Genomic DNA, 21,129 nt, shown 5'->3' on the forward strand with positions numbered 1-21,129 from the left:
TCCTTAGCTGTCAAATCAGAAGTCATGAGGTAATAAGATATTTCTTTTCTTTTAATGCACTCATTATTAACTTTATTATGGATTCAAGTATCGAAAATACAGATTGTTCAATTCCAGTATAAACATTTTCTTCAAATCCTTCTTTATCTCTACCATGTGATATCCCATTTCTTCGATTAACAAGCATATTTATTTTACCTTCGTATTCCTTAAAATAATCATGTGGCAATCCCAACCGATATAGTAGTTTTTTTAGAACAACAGGCCATAAATTAGATTCTGTGTTCACCACTTCATCGGGAATTATCACTGATTGCTCCCAAAAGTCATTTATCTTCTCAACTAATCCTATTTGACGTGCAAATCGATGCAACTTATACTCTTCAGGAAGGTTATTTTTAAAGATTGTACGGTAATGTTCTGGTTTTAGGTCAACGTTATCGTATGCTTCAAACTCTTTAGTAAATGAGCAAGTAGCAAGGTGAAAATTCACTTGTTTTCTTACTAATTCTTCATCATTTATTGATTTAATATAAATTTGAAACGCAGTGTAACAAAATCCTTCATAATGGGAATATAGCATAACAAGTAATGCTTTTCGATAACGCTTTTTATCATCATCGGAATTAATATATGAAAGTTGATTACGAAGTAACCTTATTTCATCTTGCCGCCATGTAAGATCTTCTTCTAATTGTGTTCTAATATCAAGAATCTTTTCACTGTCCATTCAGCATTCCACCGACCTTTTCCCTGACAAGTGAAATTCGATTATTAAGATAATTTACTGTGTTTTTTCCTCCGCCTGCTGTGACACCAATAAAATCTTTATCCTTTTTGAGATCCTTTAATAGTTCACCAAGGTTGTTCATTTGTTCAGTATCTTCAGGATGAAGCTTTGGAATGAGCGTTTGAATCCCAATCGTGATAGAATCATAATGTGTAGGTGATAGTGAGGAGACAAAATTACCATTTTGATTCACCCTATCGAAAGCATTCTCACCCAATGCTTTATCTAAAACTGCAAAGGTACTTCTAAAAACTATTTCCTCTTCCTCAAAGTTAAACTTTATACCACCTTCTTGAGTAGGATCCGAGACTTTTTCCATATACTCAGTAAGAAATGGGGTAATATTTTTCTTGTATTGATCACGACTATTTTTAAAAGCAAAGTATTTCAATACGTATTCTTGATCTACCTTTTGTTCTTTTTTCTCTTCAGATAAATGACTAATACAGTTTTGAAAATGTGTATCTTGGCTTAAATTAATAATAAAATCATTGAATTTATTATCTAGCAAACGTATTGTACAGTTTCTAATCTCCTGTTCACTTAATAATTCCCCACCAGTATTCAACCTTTTAAACATATAATACCGAAGTCTTTGGTCACTACCTTTTCGAATTATCTCTACACGAATAAAGTTACGCTTCAACTTTATTTGTAGAACTTTAGGTAACTCTTCGAAGGTATATCCATTTAATTCTTTTACAATGTCGCAGCCACTTAACCTTAAATATTTATCCCGATCTTCTTTAACTTCTAACGCACCTCTAAAATGTAGATATGAAGAAATTCTTTGTAACCCATCCATTAGTTCGTATATACCTTCTTGTTTTTCAACAACATAAATTGGCGGAATTGGCATTTCTAAAATCAAAGATTCAATAAATCGTGATTCTTTTTCTTCAGACCAACGAAATAGCCTTTGATAATCAGGATCAATCTCAAATTCATTATTATTATACATGTCTAATAACTCATTAAATGATAGGTCTAGACTTCTTGTTCTTACTAATTCAATTTTGGAATCTACCTTTTCTATAAGTTCAGCAGGAGATACCTTACCTTCTTCACTCATCAAGTCAACCCTCTTCCCTAAAGTAATTGCTGTTTATTTTTATTTTGTTTTAACATAAAAATCCATTTACAAGCAAATTTTACATACTTATCGATTCGTTCCACACTTGATTGCAAGTATTCGAACATCCAATAAAAGCACACGGACAAAACACGGCAAAAATACGTCTATAGACTTAATTCTTCGAGTTTTCACACGTACCATAATATTTAACTAAGTGGGAAGACGAAACACATAAAAATTATAGAACCAAACCCTCTATCTAACGATTAGAGGGTTCTCCTTTTTCCTTCGCGTTTGGATTTTCGATTAGCGTTAAGATTTAAGGATATTTGGGGTTATAAGTTCTCTCTTAAGGTTAATCCAATACCCAACTCTCACTTACCTTTGATAATTATAACTCATTCTTATTAGCATTGCTTATTTAAGCGGTTTTATTTAAGAGTGTGACCATAGTATTCTTGCAATTCTTGGATCCGTTGTGCATACAACCTGTTAAAATACAAAGCATAATAATTTTCATCATACGTAAATTCATGTCTCTTATTGAAGTATCTCACTTCTTTGGTTGTTTCTCCATATATTTCATTAACAGATTCATTTAATTCAACTATTTTTGTCTTTTCACTTAGAAAGTTAGCTTCTCTTTTTCTAGCTTCCTTCACCACATAATCATATCTCGCTTTGTGGAAAGTTTCTTCATTCTTATTTAAGAATAAATCCTCACCTTTCTTAAACTGTTCGATTGCTTCCTTGTTGTATTTTTCTAAGTATCTGATGATTTTCTTTTTTGTAGCTTTTAAAATGATTGCATACGTTGTATACCAATAGCTTAACCCTATAACCTCTCCATTTTCATCTGTTATCTTTGCTAAATTCTCCTTCCATTCTTTACAATATTCACGAGATTTTCTTGAGTTATAATAGGTTTTCAAGTACCATTCATTTACATCAAATTGTTCCATCAAGTTTCTTTGAAGTGATGAAATTTTCTTTACTGTATTTTCGTGTAAGTTGATTGTTTTGTCATCTTCTTCAATAAAACCTTTGTACACAGGAAAGTATTCGATAATGTTTGCTTTTTGCATCCTATTCAAAGTGCCTGCTAATTGATTTTGTAAGTTTTTTATCTCATATATGAAGTCATTGAGGATTCTATCTTCACCTTCACAAATGATATTATTCACCTTCAACTCTTGTAAGCATTGTTCTCTATAATGTTCATTAAATTTAGAGGGTAATAATTCAAACATTTTTTGTGTAATTAAACCAAAGTCTAAGCACCATTTACTCAATACCTGAGCAGTTTCAGTTACTAAATCCTGTTCTAAAGCAGATACAACCATAATATCCATGTTTTTTGTATATGAAATGCTCCAAGCGCCATTATTCATACGATTGTCTTCACGTTCAGCAAGCACCTCCCTTTTTGTACCTAATATATATTTAGTTTTCATCCCACCTTTACCAATTGTTTCTACAGTTTCATATCTTTCCTTTAAATCCTTTACAAAGCGGTTAAACATATTGGTCATTAACTTGTTAAATTTTTTTAAATGCTCCTTAACTGTTTCATCACCCTCAATTGCTACAATTTGTGCTTGTGTAAATTCCGTTGTTTTGCTCATACTAAAATATCTCCTTTATTTAATTATTGAAAAGATACATAATTACTCACAATATATTAATATTTATATTACAAGTGATATTGTATCTATTTTCTTTGAACCCAAACCCCAGCCGTTAAATCTTCGCTCCACTCCGATTCACCGTCTTCACATCCACAACTACGTTATGTCTGTGTGATTAATACCTTTTCCTTTTACCTTTATGATTGCGTGTAAGCGAAAAAGCGAGCTGTTAAGCTTGCTTTTCAAAATCAATCTCATGGAGTTATGAGCGTAGCGAAATAACGAAATGAGTTGATTTACCTTTTCTTTTATGTATGACTTAATTAGTTAATTTCCAATTGCTTTAGGACATTTCCCCCTTACCTCCAAATCAGGTTGACATAGGTACCAAAAACATCAATTTGTCAACCATTTATTCTTATATCATAACACATTTTTTATTTTCGTCCAGTTTTCCTCTTATGATACCCTTGACTTTTGATAAAAATTGTGATATAAAATCCGCTAGTTTGAGGATATTTTTTCCATTAGGCATTTTTGAGTAGGCCCAATCGAAATTATGTTTTTAGAGCCCGTTTTTTGTTTGTTTTAGGATAAAATCACAATTTTATTACCTAACCAAGTTGGTTTTTCGCCATTCCTATTTCATCAACAACTTCTATAACACCACCACTAACTAAAGTTCAACTTTATTTTGTCGATTAATTAAAATCAATTTAACTATTAGAAAAAGTGGGGAAACGAAGTTTCAACTGCAAGCGAAAATTCTAACGCACATCATTCCAAATAACTGGTCGACTGTGGGAGTGGGAGTGCAACTCACTTAGTCTGAAAACAATACCTTTATTTTGGTGATAAGCACCCCCCATTATCAAAAAAACACACCTATTCTCTACGTATTACTATGATCCCTTTAATAAGGATACCGTTACAAACTAATCCAATAAAAACAAAAGGTTCACTTCCGACTCTAATAGAGCCTCAAAAGTATGAGATTACGCAATCATTATTAATTGATGCAAACGTTTAACCCTGCTTAAGTTTATAGAAAAGAAAAAGACACCGCTTATGTGCGATGCCTCCCTTTGAATGTTAATTTTTACGGGATGCCAATAGTTCTTTCATCAGTTCTCGTTGTACTACCATGTACAGTGTCAAGTAGTGAGATCCATCTTTTCCAAGTGTATTCGGATTAGAACCATTTGTTTTAAGTTTTTCAGCTGTAAGCTTTACTAATTGTTCAATTAACAGGTTTTTATAAGTAGTTGGATTAGCTATCCACTTGTATTTTTTTGTAGCAGAATCTTCTTCTAAGAGTGCTCTAAATGACGCTAAAATGGGTAAAATTAATGCTTCTGGCACCTTATAAGGAAGGTACTTTGGTTCATCAGAGTATCTTACACGTTGTTTATAACCTTCTTTACTCTTAGCAAAAGTTAGATTTCCGTAACTTCCTCCAACTTTGTTGTATACTGATATGAAATCAGATTCTATTTCTGCGTGCAATTGAAAAATTTGTTTTGCAACTTCATCCATCTTAAAATATGAATTTTCTTCTCTATTAGAAGTGTTATCATATTCATCAAGGTAATACTTCAATGGGGTTTGCTTTGAAGAATATGATACTGTTGGATGATTATCATCACCGTAACGAGATAAGTTAAACAGATTTAAAACCGCTAAAATCTGTCCAATAGAAATATCTTTTGCTTTATCCCACTTATCTTCAAATTGTTTGAATGATACACGTTCTAGAAACTTTGCACCATCTAAAGCCTCTTTAACTATATCAAATTTATTTTCAAGTTCAGCAATCGTAAAATCCTGAACAGCAATATTCGTGTTTCTCGCTTTAGCTACTAAAGGTAATGTGGTTTCATTTAAGTTTGTAATAAATTCAACTTTTACAAACTTTATTTTCATTAGTGGATTAGCTTGGTGGTTAATGATTGTACGGTATGTGTGCCCACCATCTATGTCACCGTGTATAGTTAGATCATCTAATGAGATCTCAACCAGACCAGTTTTATTGTTGTAGTTGGCAGATTCAACCGAGATTGCCATTCCCTTATTGAGAATGTGAAAGTTAAAATCTTCATCATTTGTCAATGACAATTCAATCTGTTTTTGACTTTTACTTCCCATATGTTGATCACGAGGATTTGTCTCTTCTAAAGGTATATCTTTCGGTAACTCGGAAGCAGGGATAAAGCACTCAAAAGTTTCAATTTTGTCTAACCCAAGATTTGCAACCATACTTTTGTAATGAGCAGGAAGTGACGCCCAATATGGATGAGTCTCTTGAAAATAAGGGTTTTCGAGCTTTCTAAAACTTAGTGCAGGTACTTTAATTAACATACTATTCATCTCCTATTCATGAAAATAAGGTTTAGCTATACAAGAGAATATCTACTTGTAAGCACTTTGTAATTATATCCAAACCTTCTTTTTTTATCAAATTTTAACTCTTCTGCAAGAAAAGTGATTTAATATGATTTATATTCCCAAGGTACGAGCAGGGCAACAGAGGTACAACCGTAATTGTTTATAAATTCATTAACGGACTTGATTTTGATGCCAATTCCAATATATTCTCTGTTTCAAGCCCCTCTAAATAACGCTTAGTAACCTGAATACTTTCATGACCTGCGATCCTTGAACAACTGTATAGGTCTAATCCATTCCTCAAATTTGATTGAAGAGAATAATGCCTTAACGTATGCGGGCTACATCTAATATCTTCTCGTACATTAGCTTTCACACCTGCATTTCTTACAACATTTTGTATTTGGACCCCTGTCAAAGGTCTTCCGCTTCTTGATAAGAAGTAATTGTCATGTTCTAATTTCTTATTTTTAAAGTAGCCTTCTTTTATCCTCTCATATCTAATCATGTACTTCTTGAGCATCAGACTAATTGGGACAAAACGCCACTTAGCTCCTTTACCAAACACCCTAATATTTGTCTCATTCATCCACCCTGACTGTACATTGATTAACTCTGTCATCCTTATCCCGGTATCGACAAACATAGCAATAATGACTTTGTTACGTGCGTTTAGGTAACTTTTAAAATTATAAACCTCGATCATCTTAGCTACTTCTTTATCCGTGAAAGTTTTTATAACCACTTTATCTTCTTTTAACAGTTTTATCTTAGCAAGCACATTATGACTGACGTATTCCTCACTAACTAAATAACCATAGAATGCTCTCATAGATTTAATTATCGTGTTGATGTAGTTAGATTTGTTTCCTATTTCTAATTGATATTGAACAAACCGCTTAATCTGTAAAGAGGAAACATCCCCAATATCAGAAATTTCATATTGCTTTTCCAAGAAAATAATTAATTGATCGATATTGTATTTGTACGTCTCTATTGTCCGCTTAGAATAGTTCTTAATCTGTAAATCAAATGAAAACTCTTTCAATAAATCCTTTACCAACATAAAAAAACCTCCTAATTAATGTGAGAGTACCACATATAAATAGGAGGTTAAAAGCAATAAACTGTACGACTAAGTTCATGTTTTTGTATGACACAATTCAAGCCCTATGAATTAGTCTTGTATGACTAAATTCAACCCTAATAACTTAAAATTATTATTTCTTCAAGTTATAGAAAGATTTCAAGCCGCCATAGACAGCCAAGTCACCAAGTTGGTCTTCGATGCGAAGAAGTTGGTTGTACTTAGCAATACGATCCGTACGGGACATGGAACCTGTTTTGATTTGCCCTGCATTTGTCGCAACAGCGATGTCAGCGATCGTTGCATCCTCTGTTTCACCTGAACGGTGAGAAACGACTGCTGTATAACCAGCACGTTTAGCCATTTCGATGGCATCGAACGTTTCAGTCAATGTACCGATTTGGTTTACTTTGATTAAAATGGAGTTGCCGATACCTTTTTCGATACCTTCAGCCAATTTTTTCGTGTTCGTAACGAATAAATCGTCACCAACCAATTGAACCTTTGTTCCAAGGCGCTCCGTTAGAAGCTTGTGACCATCCCAGTCATTTTCGTCCAAGCCATCTTCAATAGAAAGGATTGGGAACTCATTCACTAGCTCTTCATAGAAAGCGACCATTTCTTCAGAAGTCACGCCATTGCGTCCCTCGCCAGCAAGGTCGTATTTGCCTGTTTCTTTGTTATAGAACTCAGAAGAAGCAACGTCCATACCAAGATAGATGTCTTCGCCAGCTTTGTAACCAGCTTTATCGATTGCTTCGATGATGACTTGAAGGGCTTCACGGTTTGAACCAAGGTTTGGCGCAAATCCACCTTCATCACCAACAGCTGTATTTAAGCCTTTAGATGAAAGAACCGATTTCAATGCATGGAATACTTCTGCACCCATACGGACGGCTTCTTTAAAGCTAGGAGCACCGACAGGAAGAATCATGAATTCCTGGAAGTCCACATTGTTGTCCGCATGTGATCCACCGTTAATGATGTTCATCATTGGAGTCGGAAGTTGTTTAGCATTGAATCCTCCAAGGTAGCGATACAATGGTAGTCCTGAGAATTCTGCTGCAGCATGGGCAGCGGCCATGGAAACACCAAGAATCGCATTAGCGCCCAGGTTCCCTTTGTTTTCTGTTCCATCTAATTCAATCATCGTTAAATCAAGACCAGCTTGATTGGTTACATCCAAGCCGATGACTGCTTCAGCAATGATATTATTTACGTTATCAACTGCTTTTTGTACCCCTTTGCCAAGGTAACGAGATTTATCTCCGTCACGAAGTTCAACCGCTTCGTGTTCTCCTGTTGATGCACCAGATGGCACGATCGCACGGCCAAAGTATCCTGACTCTGTTTGAATTTCTACTTCTACTGTTGGATTACCACGTGAATCTAGTACTTCGCGTGCATATACATGTTCGATATACGGCATTTAAATCTCTCCTTTTTTATTGCTGTTTTATTTAGATAATAGGGATTTACCCGTCATTTCGACAGGTTTTTCAACTCCAAGCAAATCAAGCATCGTTGGAGCCAAATCACCTAGAATTCCACCTGTTCTTAATGTTACCTGATTTTTTGTGACAATGACAGGTACAGGATTTGTTGTATGTGCTGTCATTGGGTTCCCTTCAAGCGTCACGACTTCATCGGCATTTCCGTGATCGGCCGTGATGATGGCTGTACCGCCCTTTGCAACGATTAGGTCGACAATCTTACCAAGGCATTCATCGACGGTTTCAATCGCTTTAATAGTAGGCTCTAGCATCCCTGAATGACCAACCATATCCGGATTGGCAAAATTCAAGAGAATCGCATCAAAGCGGTCCGCCTCAATTTGCTCCAGCAAAGCATCCGTCACTTCATAGGCACTCATTTCAGGTTGTAGATCGTATGTAGCAACCTTTGGAGAATTAATTAGGATTCTCTCTTCGCCAGGAAACTTCTCTTCACGGCCACCGCTCATGAAAAATGTCACATGTGGATATTTTTCCGTTTCAGCGATACGAAGCTGTGTAAGATTGTTTTGAGAAAGTACTTCTCCTATTGTATTATCAAGATTTGTCGGCTTAAAAGCAACATATCCGTCAACAGTTTCCGAGAAATGTGTCAAACAGACAAAATGAAGGTGCTCAGGATGTCCCGGACCACGATCGAATGAACGGAAGTCCTTGTTCGTGAACGTATTGGATATTTGAATGGCACGGTCTGGACGGAAGTTATAGAAAATAACGGCGTCTTCGTCCTGTATTGTCGCTACAGGCTTACCATCTTCAGCGGTAATGACAGAAGGAATCACGAACTCATCGAAAATACCATGTTCATACGAATCGTCCACACACTCCATTGCCGAACCGTATGCTGGTCCATCTCCGTATACCATGGAACGGTATGATTTCTCCACGCGCTCCCATCGTTTATCTCGGTCCATCGAGTAATAACGTCCGGAAATGGTAGCGAATTGTCCTACACCAATTTCCTTCATTTTGGCTTCGGCATCTTTAATATACCCTTTTGCCGTTTTCGGTCCGACATCTCGGCCATCCAAAAATGCATGAACAAATACATCTTTGACGCCTTCTTTCGCTGCCAGCTTCAGAAGGGCATATAAATGCTCAATATGACTGTGTACGCCACCATCTGAAAGTAAACCGAACAAGTGAAGGGCCGTACCCTTTTCCTTGGCATGGGTCATGGCATCAAGTAATGTTGGGTTTTCCGCGAATTCACCTTCACGAATGGCAAGATTGACACGCGTCAAGCTTTGATAGACGATCCGCCCTGCGCCGATATTCAAGTGTCCTACTTCAGAATTCCCCATTTGGCCCGCAGGTAGACCAACCGCTTCCCCACTTGCAGTTAAATGCGAGTGAGGATATTGTTCCCAAAATCGATCGAAATTAGGCTTTTTTGCATGATAAACTGCATTTCCCTCTTCTTCTTTCCGGCATCCAAAGCCGTCTAAGATGATAAGAGCGACAGGCGATTTACTCATATTGACCAGCCTCCAACAATTGTAAAAATGAATCGGGTTTCAAGCTTGCGCCACCAACCAAAGCACCATCGATATCTGGTTGAGCCATATATTCCTTGATGTTTTCAGGTTTCACACTACCACCATATTGAATGCGGACCGCTTCTGCCGCTTCTTTAGAAAACTTGTCAGCCACAACTGAACGGATATGGGCACACACTTCATTGGCATCCTCAGCAGATGATGACTTGCCAGTTCCGATGGCCCAAATTGGTTCATAGGCAATAACCGTTTGTTTCAATTGATCTTCAGTTAGACCGGCAAGGCCTTTTTCAATCTGCCCTCCAACGAAATCATTGGTTTCCCCAGCTTCCCTTTGCTCAAGTGTTTCCCCACAGCAAACGATAGGTGTCAGGTTATGTTTAAAAGCGGCATGCACTTTCTTATTCACGGCTTCATCCGTTTCATTAAACATTTCACGGCGTTCAGAATGACCAAGGATGACATAGGAAACGCCGATATCAGCAAGGGAAATCGGGCTGATTTCTCCAGTGAATGCGCCATTTTCTTCATAGTGCATATTTTGTGCACCAATCTTCACATCTGTTCCTTGTGCTGATTGAACAAGTTGATTCAAAAATAATGCCGGAGCACAGACTACCGAATCAATCTTATCCGCTTTTGGAATTAGTGTATTGACTTCTTCTAAAAACCCGGTCGCTTCTGATAATGTTTTATTCATTTTCCAGTTACCTGCAATAATCGGTTTTCTCATTCGTTCTCCATCCCTTCTAGAGTTGTTATTTTCTCGGATTGTCATTCTTACTTATCGTTCAAAGCCACGACGCCTGGTAATTCCTTACCTTCCATGAACTCAAGAGAGGCACCGCCACCCGTTGAAATATGGGACATCTTCTCGGCAAGACCGAACTTCTCCGCTGCTGCCGCTGAATCGCCGCCGCCCACGATGCTGTATGTATCTTTTGCATCCGCTAAGGCTTCAGCAACCGCTCTCGTACCATTTGCAAACTTATCAAATTCAAAGACTCCCATCGGTCCATTCCAAATGACCAACTTAGATCCTTTAATGACATCTGCAAATAGTTCGCTTGTTTTAGGTCCAATATCAAGACTCATTTTATCACTTGGGATTGAATCGATATCGACAACTTCCGTTTCCGCATCAGGAGAAAATTCCGCTGTAACGACCGCATCGATCGGCAAGTGCATTTTGACGCCTTTTTCCTTCGCACTTTCAATGAATGACTTGGCCAGTTTGATTTTATCTTCTTCCAATAACGACGTGCCAACTTCATGGCCTTGGGCTTTAATAAAGGTATAACCCAATCCACCGCCAATTATCAAGTGATCCACTTTTTCTAAAAGATTTTCGATGACGCCGATTTTATCTTTCACTTTAGCTCCACCGATGATTGCGGTAAATGGACGATCAGGTTCGGATAATGCTTTTCCTAAAACGGAAAGTTCCTTTTCCATCAACAATCCGGCAACGGCTGGAAGATGGTGGGCAATTCCTTCTGTTGACGCATGGGCACGGTGAGCTGCCCCGAAAGCATCATTGACATAGACATCCGCAAGTTTCGCAAATTCCTTCGCCAATTCAGGATCATTCTTCTCTTCCCCAGGATAAAAGCGTACGTTTTCCAGCAATAGAAGCTCGCCATCCTTTAACCCTTCGATGATTGATTGTACGGCCTCTCCATATGCTTCATCAGCTCTCTGTACGTCTTTGCCGATCAGCTGGCTCAATCTTTCTGCAACAGGAGCTAAGCGTAATTCTTCTACAACTTGTCCCTTAGGACGACCAAGGTGACTGGCTAATATAACTTTTGCCCCTTGTTCGATTAAGTACGTGATAGTCGGTAATGCAGCCTTGATTCTCGTATCATCCGAAATCTTACCATCCTGCATCGGAACGTTGAAGTCCACTCGACAAAATACGCGTTTTCCTTTTAATTCAATATCTTTAATCGACTTTTTATTCATAATCCAAGAACCTCCTTAGATATGGTTACTATATTTTCCACTCTATTAGTAAAAAGGGAGTCAACGACTTTCCAACTCCCTTTTTCTCTTTTCCATTATAATCTGTAAACGGATAATTATCCAAAAACAAGCGTTTTTTATGCTGTTATAAAAAAAACCTCACCTTCGTGAGGTTTTTTACTATTTATAATTTAAGCGAATTACAGACCTTTTTTAGCAAGATATCCAATTAAGTCTACAACACGGTTAGAGTATCCTGTTTCATTATCATACCAAGATAATACTTTTACCATGTTACCTTCCATGACCATTGTAGAAAGCGCATCAATTGTAGAAGAAGATGGGTTTCCGTTATAGTCACCAGATACTAGTGGAAGTTCACTGTATTCAAGAATACCTTTAAGTTCGCCTTCAGACGCTTTTTTGAACGCTGCATTTACTTCTTCAGCTGTCACGTCTTTTTCAAGCTCAGCCACTAAGTCCACTACAGACACGTTTGGTGTAGGTACACGCATTGCCATACCATTTAATTTTCCTTTTAACTCAGGAAGGACAAGCGCTACAGCTTTTGCTGCACCTGTTGTTGTCGGAATGATATTTTCAGCAGCTGCACGTGCACGGCGATAATCTTTATGAGGTAAATCTAGAATTTGTTGGTCATTTGTATATGAGTGAACAGTTGTCATCATTCCACGTTTAATACCAAATTGTTCTTGAAGGACTTTAGCAAAAGGAGCTAAGCAGTTTGTCGTACAAGATGCATTTGAAATAACGTGATGGTTTGCTGCGTCATATTTTTCTTCATTTACACCCATGACAATTGTAATATCTTCATCAGAGGCAGGAGCAGAGATGATGACTTTCTTCGCACCAGCTTCTAAATGTTTAGCTGCATCGGCACGTTTTGTAAAACGTCCTGTTGATTCAACAACAACTTCTACGCCAAGTTCGCCCCAACCTAATTGTGCTGGATCACGTTCAGCCAATACTTTGACTTTATGTCCATCAACTACCAGGTAATCCCCGTCCACTGTTACTTTCTCTTGTAGAGAACCATGAATGGAGTCATATTGTAGAAGGTGTGCCAACATATTAGCATCCGTTAAGTCGTTAATAGCGACGATGTCCACCTCTGGATTTTTTAATGCTGCGCGGAATACGTTACGTCCAATACGTCCAAAACCATTAATACCAACTTTTACTGTCATGAAAAATTCCTCCTCTTAAGTTCGAAAATATTTTATTAAAGGGTATGATATCCCTGAATTAACTCCATTGCTGCCGCCTCATCCGTAATCAAAACCGTGGATGAAGGAGCACCTTTCATATAGGAACGGATTGCCTTCGCTTTAGTCTTTCCACCAGCGACAGTTATCACTCGCTTTTCTGGGCTAAGATCCTCTAATTGAATGCCGACGGTCAAGACTTTGTGGACAACAGTTCCATCTTCATCGTAATAATAACCAAACGCTTCACCTACAGCATTTCCATCATGTAGCTTTTTTAACATATCAGGTGTTGTATTTCTTCGCTTAGCCATCGCTAAAGCATCACCGATACCATGGATAATCATATCTGCAGATTTAATTTTGGTGATGACCTCTTTCATGGCAGGCTCCTTCATGAAGGAAGCATACGACTCATCGCTCAGTTGATCAGGTACATACAATACCCGGTATGATGCGCGAGCTTTATGTGCCATTTTTTCTACAATCGTGTTTGCTTGGTTCTGCGTTGCTTCACCAAGACCCCCTCGGGCTGGAACAAATGTCAATTGCATCGATGCTTCATCTGGTGATAAAGAATTGGCTACTTCGGCCATTGTCGACCCGCCAGTAACCGCTATGGTGTTTTTCATGCTCCATTCCCGCTTCATACGGTTTGCACAGGCTTTACCTAAATCTTTTTTTACCCAAGGCGATTCATCACAGTTTCCTGAGACGATAATGACCTCGTCAACCTGTAGCATTTCCTGCAATTGCCGCTCCATAATGTCTATACCCATTACTTCTCGCATTATTCCTTCCAATTTTTCCAGGATTTCAATCCCTTCTTCAGAAAGCAACATGCCAGAACTAAATATATTTATGAGGTTCTGACCTTTTAGAAAATCAATTTCACTTCGAAGGGTCCGCTCCGTCAAATTAAGGCTAACAGCCAGACTTCGCCTTCCCACTGGTTGCAACATTTTGATATAACGCAGGATATCATACCTTTTTTGCATAACCGAAAGGAAATCGGGCAATAATTTTCTTTGTACTTCGAGTAATGTATGCATGTTAAAACTCCTAATAAATCTTTATGGACATATTATGTCCCACATAGTCATTTTTTGTCCCACTTAAAATAAAAAAATATTCCTGCTACATACTTTATTCTAGCAGGAACGGAATGTTTCTTCAAATCATTTGATAGTTTATTTTTCCAAAAAGCTGCGAATCGTTGATATATCAACATTTCCGTACTGAATGATTCTTCCATCCTTCTCAATGACTGGAATCATTAACCCGTACTTTTCTAGTAGCGCATCATCAGAATGAATATCGATTTCTGAATAATGCAGGTCGGATTCCCGTTTTAATTCATCCAGGACCCGTTTTGCCTTTACACATAGCGGGCATTGTTCCCTGCTATACAAAATGAATGTCTTCTTTTCCACCGTTACTCATCCTTTTCAATCATATCTTTTTCGTTTAGACGAAGAGGGAATGCCCAGTTGCTCCCGGTACTTCGCTACGGTTCGCCGTGCCAGGATGATTCCCTTCTCTTCTTTTAACCAAGTCACCAAATCTTGATCGGAAAGCGGCTTTTGCTTATTTTCGTTTTGAATGGCTGCCTGCAGATACTTTTTCGCCTGCATGCCTGACATATCTTCCACATGGCCGACCGACTGCAAGGACGTAGTGAAAAATATCCTCATTTCTAATGTACCAAAAGGTGTTTGAACATATTTCCCTTTGACAGCCCGACTTACGGTGGACTCATGAATACCGATTTCGTCCGCGATCTCCTTCATCGTCATTGGCTTTAAATAATTCAGCCCATGAAGAAAGCAGGCAGGCTGCTTTTCGACGATCGTTTGCATGACCTTTAGTATGGTTTCCTTACGCTGTTGGATTCCTTTTGAAATCCATTGAAACTCCTGCCACTTGTCCTGAATGAAACGCTGTACACCTTGATCTTTGTAACTCTTCATTTGGTTCAGATACCCTTTATCTATATGTAGATTCGGCGAATTCCCATCTGAATTTCCGACTAGCAGGATACCATCGATCGCTTCCACGACTACATCCGGTACGATATAGGAAGGCTTTTCCTGAAAAAAGAGTGACCCGGGCCTTGGGTTCAATGTCTGGACATAATCAAGCACTTGTTGTATTTCCTTCAAAGAGACACAAATCTTCTTACTCAAGTCTTTCCAGCGCTTTTCCACGAACTCGAGGAAATAGTTTTCAAGGATGGACTCCGCCAGTGGATTCACCCCTTCTGCTTTTGCCTGAAGAAGGAGGCACTCCTGCAGGTTCCTTGCCCCTAGACCATGTGGCTCAAGCTCTTGTAACATTCCTAAGCTTTCTTCCAAAACGGCAGAAGACATACCGGGTTCACATATATCATCCAAATGAATCCGCAAATAACCATTTTCATCAAGGTTACGGATCAAGAACAATATAGCCTTTTGGTGTTCACCGGTTAGCTTTTGGTGATTTAATTGTGACATGACATGCTGTTCAAGTGAAAATGTTTCCTCACTCAATTGTTCAATCCAATAGTTCGAGTCATACGTGTTTTTTATATGTTGTTTTCCTTTTTTACGATCATAGGTAGGTTGAAATAAAGCGGAAACTGGTTGTTCCAGGGATATTAGAGGATTTTCCTCCACTTTGTTTTCTAAAAAGGATGTAAGCTCTTGTGTGGAATACTGCAACAATGTAATAGATTGCATTAATTCCTGGGTCATAGCCATTTTTAATGTTTGCTGTTGAAAAAGACCTGCCTTCATGTTCATACTCATCGATTCATCCCTCCCCCATTCCATTTTACATGATAAGGAGATAATTCTACACAAAAATTTGGAAACGCTTACTTTTTTCTGGAATGGTATAGTCGTATTTTATATAGTTTATGCTGAGGCAAAGCCCATCACGACTACTTTCCTGGAAATGACAAAGTTTCCTTAGTACAGATAAAAAATCGAGGATTTCAAACAAGAATCGAGTCTTTTTTCCATAAAAAAATCCCCTGCTTAATACATAAGCAGAAGATTTAGTAATGCCCTCGGCAGGAATCGAACCTGCATTTCAAGCTTCGGAGGCTTGCGTTCTATCCGTTGCACTACGAGGGCAGAATGGGAAGTTGGTTAACAACAGACTTAATTATATGATATAAACCGTTTGTTTGCAAGAGGCATTCAGGTTTAAAACCTTAATATATGGGTAGTATGGATAAAGTGGAAATTCATCCCTGAACGGCATAATTCAAATTAAATATAATTTGAAAGGAGCATTCATAGGAAATTGTCGAACGAATAATCAAATATCGGGTTTGTTTTGTTTGACCTTAATTGACCAAAAAGTGTATCATACATACATAAAGAATTTAAATGATTCTCTTAATCGAAGGAGGAAATGAACATGAATTTAATTCCTACAGTAATCGAACAAACAAGTCGTGGGGAGCGTGCCTACGATATTTATTCCCGTTTATTAAAAGACCGGATCATCATGCTTGGAAGTGCTATCGACGACAATGTATCCAATTCAATTGTCGCTCAATTACTATTCTTAGAAGCTGAAAATCCTGAAAAAGATATCACATTATACATCAACAGCCCAGGTGGAAGCATCACTTCCGGTATGGCTATCTATGATACGATGCAATATATCAAACCTAATGTCTCTACTGTATGTATCGGTATGGCGGCTTCAATGGGTGCATTCCTATTGGCTGCTGGGGAAAAAGGAAAACGTTTTGCCCTTCCTAACAGTGAAGTCATGATTCACCAACCACTTGGAGGCGCACAAGGACAAGCAACGGAAATCGAGATTGCTGCCCGCCGTATCCTTCACTTGAAAGATAAATTGAACCAAATCTTAGCCGACCGTACTGGTCAACCTCTTGAAGTTCTTCAAAGAGATACAGAACGTGATAACTTCATGACTTCTGAGAGAGCTCTTGAATATGGCTTGATTGACAAAGTCATCACTCGTAGCCACCTTGATGAAAAGAAAGAATCTTAATACGAAACTGAACGGACTCCATTCGAGTCCGTTTTTTCTATAAAAAAAGGGATGCCGTGTGAGCATCCCATTTTTCTTATCCTTCTTGCTGTACGAATTCTACCAACGCTTCCATCGCATCCTGTTCGTCGCGACCGTCTACAATAAGCTTGATGGATACACCAGAACTAATGGCAAGGCTCATTAAACCCATGATGCTTTTGGCATTCACCTTTTTTCCTTCTTTTTCAAGGAAAACATCTGAATGAAAGCGGTTAGCCTCTTGAACGAAAAGAGCCGCCGGGCGGGCTTGTAAACCTGTCTTCAGTTTTACTTCTATTTGTTTTTCCACCATCTTGATCTCTCCATTTACACCTTATTATTTTTTCGCAGAAAAAGCTTCTCCCCCACGGAGTCTATCAGCTATTTCATCAATTTTTCGCAGTCTGTGATTAATGCCGGATTTGCTGATCGTCCCACCAGAAACCATTTCACCCAGTTCCTTTAGGGTAATATCCTGAAAAGCGATCCGTAGCTCCGCGATTTCCCGTAACTTATCCGGCAAGATACTTAGCCCCACCGTGTCTTCGATATAATGGATATTTTCAACTTGCCGTAGCGAAGCCCCAATCGTCTTATTCAAATTAGCAGTTTCACAATTTACGAGCCTATTGACGGAATTACGCATATCACGGACAATTCGTACATCCTCAAATCTTAATAACGCTGAGTGCGCCCCAACAATGCTTAAGAACTCGGCAATTTTCTCGGCTTCTTTTAAATAAATGATATATCCCTTTTTTCGTTCAAGCGTCTTTGCCTTTAAATCAAACTTATTCATTAATTCACATAAGGCATCATTATGTTCTTTATAAAGAGAGAAAATTTCCAGGTGATAAGATGACGTCTCTGGATTATTGACCGAACCTCCAGCAAGGAAAGCACCTCTTATATACGAACGCTTACAGCATTTCTTCCCAACTATATTATCGGATATGTCATGGAGAATTTCAAATCCTTCTCCTAATATTTCTAAATCGGTCAAGATCCGCTGTCCTCCCGCTGACATCCTGACAATATACACATTATTCTTTTTGAGTTTCATCTTCTTACGAACGAGCAGTTCGACCTGGACCTCATAACTCTTTTTCAAAAGTGTATAGATCCTTCTGGCAATCGCCGCATTTTCCGTTTGTATATCCACGACAAGCTTACGATTCGAAAAGGAAAGGGATCCGTTCATCCGGATGAGCGCACACAGCTCGGCTTTCACGCAACAATCCTTACTTTCCAATGTAGTCAGTTCTTTTTTTGTTTCCGAAGCAAAAGACATTCATTTCACCCCCAATTGAACATAGGTCATCTAATTTTTTAGTCAAAAGACAGTCTCCACCTATATTTAAGGAGCTATATGACTTTCCTGTATCAGCATATTATATAGTAAATCCGCCACCTTTTTGGTGTCATGGCGAATGACGTCCCCCTCAAAGCTGAAAATGTGCCCCTGTATGATTTCAAGGCCCATTCTTTTTAAACTCTCGACATCATACACAACCGGTTTTGCATACTCCGCATGATACCGTTGCTGAATTTCAGATGGTATTTCTTCAGCATTGACAAGAATGCGATCTATGTAAGCATTCCCCATGTGATCATATATCGCTTTTATATGGTCGCTCGCGCTATAATCCAGTGTCTCCCCTGCTTGGGTCATTAGATTGCAGATGTACACTTTCTTAGCTTTGGAGCGGGCGATTTCTTCTCCGATACCTGGAACAAGTAAATTAGGAAGGATGCTCGTGTATAAACTACCTGGACCAATCACAATCAGGTCGGCCTGCTTGATTGCCTGAATCGTTTCACTGAGCGGCTTTATGTGTTGAGGAGATAGAAATACTCTTTTTATCTTCTTGCCTGATAAGGGGATTTTCGACTCTCCCGTTACAAAAGTTCCATCTTCCATTTCAGCATGAAGGACCACACTTTGGTTAGCAGCAGGAAGGACTTTGCCACGGACATTCAGGAACTTACTCATTTCCTGGATTGCATGGACAAAGTCCCCCGTCAATGAAGTCATGGCAGCAAGGATTAGATTTCCTAATGAATGACCGGACAACTCATTTTTACTTTGAAAACGGTGTTGAAACATCTGCTCGACAAGTGGCTCTACATCCGAGAGTGCAGCCAAGACATTACGGATATCACCTGGAGCAGGGATGTGCATATCTTCGCGGATACGTCCGGAGCTTCCACCATCGTCGGCAACCGTCACGATTGCCGTTATATCTACTGGGTATTTCTTCAACCCCCTAAGCAGGACTGGAAGGCCCGTTCCCCCTCCAATGATCACTACTCTAGGCTGTTTCTCTTTATCTGGCATCTACTTTCCCCTTACTCTTTTCGATATCACGATGGGACACATGAACCGTATAGCTCTTTTGAAAAAAATTAGAAATGTATTCGGTCAAAGCTACAGAACGGTGCTGACCACCTGTACATCCAATCGCAATAACAAGCTGGGCTTTTCCTTCACGTTTATAATACGGAAGCATGAACGCAAGCAAATCCGTCAGCTTTTCTAGAAACTTTTGAGTCTCGCCCCATTTTAAAACGTAACTGGACACTTCCTTATCAAGGCCAGTCTTTGGTCTCATTTGATCGATATAGTATGGGTTAGGCAGAAAACGCACGTCAAACACAAGGTCCGCATCAATTGGCAAGCCATGTTTGAAACCGAAAGACATGACATTAACAGAAAATCCAACCTGTTTATCCTTTGAAAACTCAGATGCAATCTTTTCCCTTAATTCGCGTGGCTTCAGCTGGGACGTATTGAAAATTAACTGCGCCCGACCTTTTAATTCATCCAAAAGGTCCCGTTCCAATTTAATGCCCTCTAACGGCCGGTCCATCGGAGCTAATGGATGAGTCCTTCTCGTTTCTTTATATCGACGGACCAAAGCTTCATCATCCGCCTCAAGAAAGAGGATCCTAGGAGAGACCCATGATGTTTCCGTCAATTGATCCAAGGCAAGGAACAAGGAATCGAAAAACTCCCTCCCCCGTAAATCCATGACAAGGGCTACTTTATTCATCTTATTTCCAGAGTCTTTCATCAACTCCAAAAACTTTGGCAATAAAGCGGGCGGCAAATTATCGACGCAAAAAAAACCGAGGTCTTCAAAACTTTGAATGGCCACCGTCTTTCCTGCTCCTGACATTCCTGTTATGACGACCAACTGCGTATCATTCATCTGCCCATCACTCATTCTTTTCGCCCCCTGGAGTAGTAATCGCTTTTATAAATAATCATTAACCTGGATCAAGTCGATAGGAAAGTAACTTAAACTCGGGTGTATAGGTAAAGGTACCGTAGATTACTCCGCTTCCCTGAACCATATAATCTAGAATATGATAATCCCCTTCAGCCATGTCCAGTTTTTTAACATCTTCAATAGGGTGCCAAAATAGCTCGCCTTCTTCACACACATCCACATTGATGCCATCGGAATCAGTAGCAAAGAAAGTAAACATCATCCATTCGGATAATACTTTGTCTCCATCCTTCATAATAAAGGTGAAGATTCCTTTAATGGTGGGGTTTTTCAAGTAAACGCCCGTCTCTTCACGGTATTCCCTAATACAGGCATCCCGGATTGATTCACCAGGCTCCATCTTGCCGCCTGGGGCTACCCACCATCCACGTCTTGGTTTCTTTAATAAAAGAATCTTATTGTCCTTAACTAATACACAGTTTGTGACACGTTGCACGTTCTTCACCTCAAATTGGCCTATGCTCGACTATAGAAACTTCTCCTCTGACTTCCTTAGAGTATCCGTTCAATTCTTAAATCACCGCTAGACATCCATCTGGCGATTTACAAATGCTTATAGTACAAACAAGCTGTATTTTACATCTTACCTCTATGATTAAACTATGTGTAGTATATCTTATCATTATACTATTTTT

At 38.8% G+C, this 21,129-nt stretch carries 19 protein-coding genes and 1 tRNA gene; 1 reads left to right on the forward strand and 19 read right to left on the reverse strand.

Translation table 11 applies throughout. The features are described from left to right. Window positions 1–22: 22 nt before the first annotated feature. The 14 genes from ACIQXH_RS13265 to ACIQXH_RS13330 form a co-directional block, all read right to left on the reverse strand. Window positions 23–730: an MAE_28990/MAE_18760 family HEPN-like nuclease gene (locus ACIQXH_RS13265; protein WP_403123926.1), complete on the reverse strand. Its 708-nt coding sequence runs from the start codon at window positions 728–730 to the stop codon at window positions 23–25. Then, a complete protein-coding gene (locus tag ACIQXH_RS13270) occupies window positions 720–1,862 on the reverse strand; it encodes a GmrSD restriction endonuclease domain-containing protein (protein WP_403123929.1) in 1,143 nt (380 codons plus the stop codon). Before ACIQXH_RS13270 ends, ACIQXH_RS13265 begins: the two co-directional genes overlap by 11 nt. Before the next feature lie 434 nt (window positions 1,863–2,296). Continuing rightward, window positions 2,297–3,490, reverse strand: coding sequence for a hypothetical protein (locus ACIQXH_RS13275; protein ID WP_403123931.1), 1,194 nt, complete (start codon window positions 3,488–3,490; stop codon window positions 2,297–2,299). Between the two features lie 1,095 nt (window positions 3,491–4,585). Beyond that, on the reverse strand, window positions 4,586–5,851 hold the full coding sequence (locus tag ACIQXH_RS13280) for an AIPR family protein (RefSeq protein ID WP_403123933.1): 1,266 nt from the start codon (window positions 5,849–5,851) through the stop codon (window positions 4,586–4,588). Window positions 5,852–6,038: 187 nt separating this feature from the next. Then, window positions 6,039–6,941, reverse strand: coding sequence for a tyrosine-type recombinase/integrase (locus ACIQXH_RS13285; protein ID WP_403124272.1), 903 nt, complete (start codon window positions 6,939–6,941; stop codon window positions 6,039–6,041). A 157-nt stretch (window positions 6,942–7,098) separates the two neighbouring features. Further along, complete coding sequence (eno, locus tag ACIQXH_RS13290; protein ID WP_402870762.1) at window positions 7,099–8,394, reverse strand: phosphopyruvate hydratase; 1,296 nt, start codon at window positions 8,392–8,394, stop codon at window positions 7,099–7,101. Window positions 8,395–8,421: 27 nt separating this feature from the next. Continuing rightward, the gene (gene gpmI, locus ACIQXH_RS13295) at window positions 8,422–9,957 is read right to left on the reverse strand and encodes a 2,3-bisphosphoglycerate-independent phosphoglycerate mutase (protein WP_402954490.1); all 1,536 of its coding nucleotides are present in this window, start codon (window positions 9,955–9,957) and stop codon (window positions 8,422–8,424) included. Continuing rightward, window positions 9,950–10,711: a triose-phosphate isomerase gene (gene tpiA / locus ACIQXH_RS13300; protein WP_402954493.1), complete on the reverse strand. Its 762-nt coding sequence runs from the start codon at window positions 10,709–10,711 to the stop codon at window positions 9,950–9,952. The genes gpmI and tpiA overlap by 8 nt, the downstream gene beginning before the upstream one ends. Before the next feature lie 47 nt (window positions 10,712–10,758). Beyond that, a complete protein-coding gene (locus ACIQXH_RS13305; RefSeq protein ID WP_403123936.1) occupies window positions 10,759–11,943 on the reverse strand; it encodes a phosphoglycerate kinase in 1,185 nt (394 codons plus the stop codon). Window positions 11,944–12,143: 200 nt separating this feature from the next. Beyond that, window positions 12,144–13,151, reverse strand: a complete 1,008-nt coding sequence (gene gap, locus ACIQXH_RS13310; RefSeq protein WP_402870751.1) for a type I glyceraldehyde-3-phosphate dehydrogenase — start codon at window positions 13,149–13,151, stop codon at window positions 12,144–12,146. 35 nt (window positions 13,152–13,186) lie between these two features. Beyond that, window positions 13,187–14,221, reverse strand: a complete 1,035-nt coding sequence (locus ACIQXH_RS13315) for a sugar-binding transcriptional regulator (protein WP_402870748.1) — start codon at window positions 14,219–14,221, stop codon at window positions 13,187–13,189. A 138-nt stretch (window positions 14,222–14,359) separates the two neighbouring features. Then, window positions 14,360–14,602 (reverse strand): glutaredoxin family protein, encoded by a 243-nt coding sequence (locus ACIQXH_RS13320; RefSeq protein WP_402870745.1) that lies wholly within the window; start codon window positions 14,600–14,602, stop codon window positions 14,360–14,362. A gap of 15 nt (window positions 14,603–14,617) precedes the next feature. Continuing rightward, entirely contained in the window at window positions 14,618–15,955 is a 1,338-nt protein-coding gene (rpoN, locus tag ACIQXH_RS13325) for an RNA polymerase factor sigma-54 (protein ID WP_403123938.1), read from the reverse strand. Between the two features lie 258 nt (window positions 15,956–16,213). After that, window positions 16,214–16,285: transfer RNA gene (locus ACIQXH_RS13330), tRNA-Arg, on the reverse strand. Window positions 16,286–16,574: 289 nt separating this feature from the next. Between ACIQXH_RS13330 and clpP the strand changes: the two genes are divergently transcribed. Then, on the forward strand, window positions 16,575–17,180 hold the full coding sequence (gene clpP / locus ACIQXH_RS13335; RefSeq protein ID WP_402870740.1) for an ATP-dependent Clp endopeptidase proteolytic subunit ClpP: 606 nt from the start codon (window positions 16,575–16,577) through the stop codon (window positions 17,178–17,180). A 76-nt stretch (window positions 17,181–17,256) separates the two neighbouring features. Here clpP and ACIQXH_RS13340 read toward each other — a convergent pair whose 3' ends face one another. The 5 genes from ACIQXH_RS13340 to ACIQXH_RS13360 all read right to left on the reverse strand — a co-directional run bounded on the left by ACIQXH_RS13340 (window position 17,257) and on the right by ACIQXH_RS13360 (window position 20,930). After that, window positions 17,257–17,514 (reverse strand): HPr family phosphocarrier protein, encoded by a 258-nt coding sequence (locus tag ACIQXH_RS13340; RefSeq protein ID WP_402870738.1) that lies wholly within the window; start codon window positions 17,512–17,514, stop codon window positions 17,257–17,259. A 24-nt stretch (window positions 17,515–17,538) separates the two neighbouring features. Then, entirely contained in the window at window positions 17,539–18,492 is a 954-nt protein-coding gene (whiA, locus tag ACIQXH_RS13345; RefSeq protein ID WP_402954504.1) for a DNA-binding protein WhiA, read from the reverse strand. Between the two features lie 66 nt (window positions 18,493–18,558). Further along, complete coding sequence (locus ACIQXH_RS13350; protein WP_403123941.1) at window positions 18,559–19,539, reverse strand: gluconeogenesis factor YvcK family protein; 981 nt, start codon at window positions 19,537–19,539, stop codon at window positions 18,559–18,561. After that, window positions 19,529–20,428, reverse strand: a complete 900-nt coding sequence (gene rapZ / locus ACIQXH_RS13355; RefSeq protein WP_402954511.1) for an RNase adapter RapZ — start codon at window positions 20,426–20,428, stop codon at window positions 19,529–19,531. The genes ACIQXH_RS13350 and rapZ overlap by 11 nt, the downstream gene beginning before the upstream one ends. A 43-nt stretch (window positions 20,429–20,471) precedes the next feature. Continuing rightward, window positions 20,472–20,930 carry an 8-oxo-dGTP diphosphatase gene (locus ACIQXH_RS13360; protein WP_402871330.1) on the reverse strand — a complete coding sequence of 153 codons (459 nt, stop codon included), beginning with the start codon at window positions 20,928–20,930 and terminating at the stop codon, window positions 20,472–20,474. Between the last annotated feature and the right edge of the window lie 199 nt (window positions 20,931–21,129).

This window comes from Peribacillus sp. NPDC097225 (genome assembly GCF_044761955.1).
In the GTDB taxonomy this organism is placed as follows: domain Bacteria; phylum Bacillota; class Bacilli; order Bacillales; family DSM-1321; genus Peribacillus.